The 3613-nt window shown below is 34.6% G+C and carries 5 protein-coding genes; all 5 read right to left on the bottom strand.

Annotation, left to right across the window (positions count from 1 at the left end; genetic code table 11):
• Positions 1-129 precede the first annotated feature (129 nt).
• Positions 130-1479: an FAD-dependent oxidoreductase gene (locus RU86_RS11555; protein WP_061775514.1), complete on the bottom strand. Its 1350-nt coding sequence runs from the start codon at positions 1477-1479 to the stop codon at positions 130-132.
• A 17-nt stretch (positions 1480-1496) separates the two neighbouring features.
• Positions 1497-1883 carry an iron-sulfur cluster biosynthesis family protein gene (locus RU86_RS11550; RefSeq protein ID WP_061775515.1) on the bottom strand — a complete coding sequence of 129 codons (387 nt, stop codon included), beginning with the start codon at positions 1881-1883 and terminating at the stop codon, positions 1497-1499.
• A 246-nt stretch (positions 1884-2129) separates the two neighbouring features.
• On the bottom strand, positions 2130-2294 hold the full coding sequence (locus RU86_RS12175; protein ID WP_179296289.1) for a hypothetical protein: 165 nt from the start codon (positions 2292-2294) through the stop codon (positions 2130-2132).
• A 73-nt stretch (positions 2295-2367) separates the two neighbouring features.
• Complete coding sequence (locus RU86_RS11535) at positions 2368-2958, bottom strand: TetR/AcrR family transcriptional regulator (RefSeq protein ID WP_179296288.1); 591 nt, start codon at positions 2956-2958, stop codon at positions 2368-2370.
• A 259-nt stretch (positions 2959-3217) separates the two neighbouring features.
• The coding region (locus RU86_RS11530) for an XRE family transcriptional regulator (protein WP_143468132.1) at positions 3218-3613 on the bottom strand (396 nt) is incomplete at its 5' end.

Below are 3613 nucleotides of genomic sequence, written 5' to 3'. Positions count from 1 at the left end.
ATTAATTGGTAGTTATTAGAGGTGCCCTTAAAATAACTATTAAAAACTTTCGTTTTAATTATCAAGATATAAAAAGTTATTGGTAGTATGTCAGTAACTCATACTCGATTTCCATCAAATTTGACTATTTTATTTTACTTCATTTTTAGCGGCAAACAAATCATTTAATGCTTCAGTCATGGTTGGATGAGTGTAAATTTTGTCACGCAATAATGTGTAAGGCAAGCCTACTTCAATCGCAAGACTTATGAGATTAATTGTTTCATAAGATTCTTCTGCGTAAATTGTAATACCAAGAATTTTGTCTGTCTCTGGATCAACCAAAGCTTTGAGTAAGCCTTTAGACTGATTCAAGACAGCTGATTTTGGAATGGCTGTCGCAGCAAGTTTGAAGAGACGGTAATCGATGCCCGCTGCTTTAGCAGCTTTTTCATTAAGGCCAACTTTAGACAAGGCAGGTGTGATAAACACAGAGGTTGGTACATTTTTGCGGTCAGACAGACTCCGCTTACCATCTCCATAAAGGTTATTACTTACAATACGGAAATCATCAAGGGAAGTGTAAGTAAATTGTAAACCGCCATGCACATCCCCAAGTGCCCATACATTTTGAACAGTGGTTTCAAGTTTATCGTTGACCACAATTTCTCCACGTTGACCAAGTTGAATATTAGTGTTTTCAAGTCCAAGTCCAGCAGTATTGGGTTTGCGACCTGTTGCAACCAAAATTTTATCTGATAAGATTGAAACTTTTTTGCCTTCTTTATTTATTATTTCAACGCTATTGTCAGTAATAGCATCAATCTTCACGCCAAGCTTAAAGATAATCCCCCTAGATTCAAGGTCGGAACGAACCAACTTCGAAATATCTTCATCATCACGAGGAAGGAAGTTATCGAAAATATCAAGAACTGTTACTTTTGATCCGTAACTTGCAAACATTGAAGCAAATTCAAGACCAATATAACCAGAACCAATAATCGTCAAATGTTCAGGAAGCTGCTTCAAATCCATTAATTCAGTTGAAGTCACAACATTTCTACTGTCCACAAGTCCGGGAATTGGTGGCAAGACAGGTGTCGCGCCAGTATTGATAAAGATACGTTCGCCAATTAGTTGTGCAATGACTTCACCCTCAGAATCCATCACTTCGATTTCGTGATCAGAGACAAATTTTGCTTTGCCATCAATAACTTCAGCTGTTGCTTCATCCGCAATCATGTGATAATTTTTTAGATTCAAATTACCTGTAAGGATCGCTTTTTTTTCTGCAGCTTCTGTGAATTTCAAACCTTTTTCACCGTTGACAATCAAAAATTTTGATGGAATACAGCCGATGTTGATACAAGTCCCACCATACATTAGAGTTGATTGTTCAATAATGACAACACTTTCTCCTTTTCCAGAAAGGAATTTGGCCAAGGTCTTTCCACCTTTACCAAAACCAACAACGATATTTTTTACGTCTATTTTTTTCATTTAAAAATCTCCAAATTTTAGTTTTGAACTAACTTATTATCCACGATAGATTTACCACGGAAGTCAACAATCATGAAATTATTTGAAATAGTATCCCAGTCGGTCTTGAGTGTCATCAGATTCAATGAGCCCTCGTGTCTCACTTTCAAGTCATGTTCATCCCAGAAAATCTTGCCCCAGTCTTGGAAATAAATGGAACCAAACTCAGATTCCATTTTCCCATCAAATGTTCCGGGAGTTGTTCCTTTATCTACTGCAACCAAACGCCAACGAGAAATACCACCTGCGCAAGCATCTACTTCAGTGTTTGTTTCACTCAAAGTGTGGTTAAAGTCTATCGCTAAGTCCACATCACCGAAGCTTTTAATTTTTTCAGTAGCTAGTTCATCAAATATTATTTTCATTTAATTTGCCTGTTTATCTATTGCTTCAAAGCTCTTCAAGAACTTTTGCTGTACTCATGGTGCGATCTGCAACAAATCCAAAATTTGTTATTGCTGCATCATAGGCTTCTTGACCAGGTGCTCCTATGACTGGTATCTGTTTAATTACAGCATAGCATCTTTGAGGTGTTTTTTAGTGGAAAAATTTTTTCCCTGAGGTGGCTAACTTCATTTTACAATTTGGGTTCTCCTTTAAATATAAAATTTTTATGATAATTCTACAATGAGTTGCTTAAGTATCCCCTTACCAAGAACGTCTATGAATGTTTGACAACTTTGCCATCTTTTTTGAACATCGGCAATGGGATATTCTCTCCGAATCGCATCGGCCTGCAAAAGCTTGACCTTTTCTTTAGATTCAACTGCTGACATAAAGATTTACGTCGTATCACAGCAGTAGGCGGGGCAGGACCTGGTCCGATAACTATCATATCCAATTTTTTAATTATTTTTCTCCCACTTTTTCAAAACTATTTTTTAATAAATCAAAATTTGATTCCAGAACATTTAAATCTTGAGTCACTTTCAAGAGTAGAAGACTTCCTTGAATTTGAGCAATAATTGCATGTGCTGCAGGAAGATTTTGTTTCACCAGCAGTCCTGTTAAAGCTGATAGATTTTCCGCAATTTTTTTTTGTAAATCTGAAAATAGTTGTTCAAGAGGTTTTCTAAAATCCTCATCTAGGGCGGAAAGCTCAATAACGAGATTACCTACAGGACAGCCGTAGTATATTTTTTTTTGCGCATGATCACTGTAAATCCAATCCAGCATCTCTTTCAAGTTTGCCAGTGGACTTTCATCTCTCGATAGGATTCCATTTAGCAAATGTTTTTGCCAAATTTTAACATGATTATCAATTACTGCTAGGCTAGCTTCTTTTTTTGAATCAAAGTAATAATAGAATTGCCCTTTGCCTGTCCCAGTTTCATCTAAAATATCATTAATAGAAGTCCCTGTATAACCTTTTTTATATATAAGCTGTTCTGTAGCCGTCAATATCTTTTCTTTCGTATTTCTCAAGTTGTACACCTCCATATTTTTAGAAACAAATGGTTAGATTAGATTGTATCTAACAACATTGTTTTGTACCACTTGGTATAATTATATTAACATCTTCTTTTTTGAAATACAAACATTTTGTACCGAATGGTACAAAACATATCATTAACTGTGTCCTAGTATAAAAAATGATTTTGTTGTTGAACCTTATCATTTTGATAGATTTCAGTTCTTTGCATAGCATCAGAAGCAAAAATTAAAACTTTGCAACAGAACCATAAAATTTAATCTCATCTTAAAATGCATTATATTTAAAACGAATAAAAAATATTATAGCGAATAATACTGCCACAAGAGTTATACTAAATAAAAGAGACCATGTTTTTTGTTTTTTTGTACGTGAAGCCCACATAGTATTGGATAGCATCCTATACCTTTTCGAGAAATAAAGGACACAAAACAAGTTAAAGAATGTACCTACGGCTAATGGTATAGAAATAATGTCTGGTAGTTCTCCAAATATGAGACTCACTGCAAATACAAAAAGAAATACTAAATTAGTTACAGAACTACATGCTAAATAAATTTTAGACTCGTTAATTTCACTATTTTTTTTAATATTTTCTACCATGTTTGAACCCTCCAATAATAAATTATTTAAGGGGTTCTGTTGCAAAGTTTTCCAAAAAAT

The sequence above is a fragment of the Pseudolactococcus piscium genome (assembly GCF_002441695.1).
GTDB lineage: Bacteria > Bacillota > Bacilli > Lactobacillales > Streptococcaceae > Pseudolactococcus > Pseudolactococcus piscium.
Note: the sequence above shows the minus strand (reverse complement) of the source record. Positions and strands in the feature narration are given on the sequence as shown.

What these genes read in the sequence shown, in the direction of transcription:
- RU86_RS11555 (WP_061775514.1), bottom strand. Translation starts at nt 1,479, where the DNA reads ATGAAAAAAATAGACGTAAAAAATATCGTTGTTGGTTTTGGTAAAGGT.
- RU86_RS11550 (WP_061775515.1), bottom strand. Translation starts at nt 1,883, where the DNA reads ATGAAAATAATATTTGATGAACTAGCTACTGAAAAAATTAAAAGCTTC.
- RU86_RS12175 (WP_179296289.1), bottom strand. Translation starts at nt 2,294, where the DNA reads ATGTCAGCAGTTGAATCTAAAGAAAAGGTCAAGCTTTTGCAGGCCGAT.
- RU86_RS11535 (WP_179296288.1), bottom strand. Translation starts at nt 2,958, where the DNA reads ATGGAGGTGTACAACTTGAGAAATACGAAAGAAAAGATATTGACGGCT.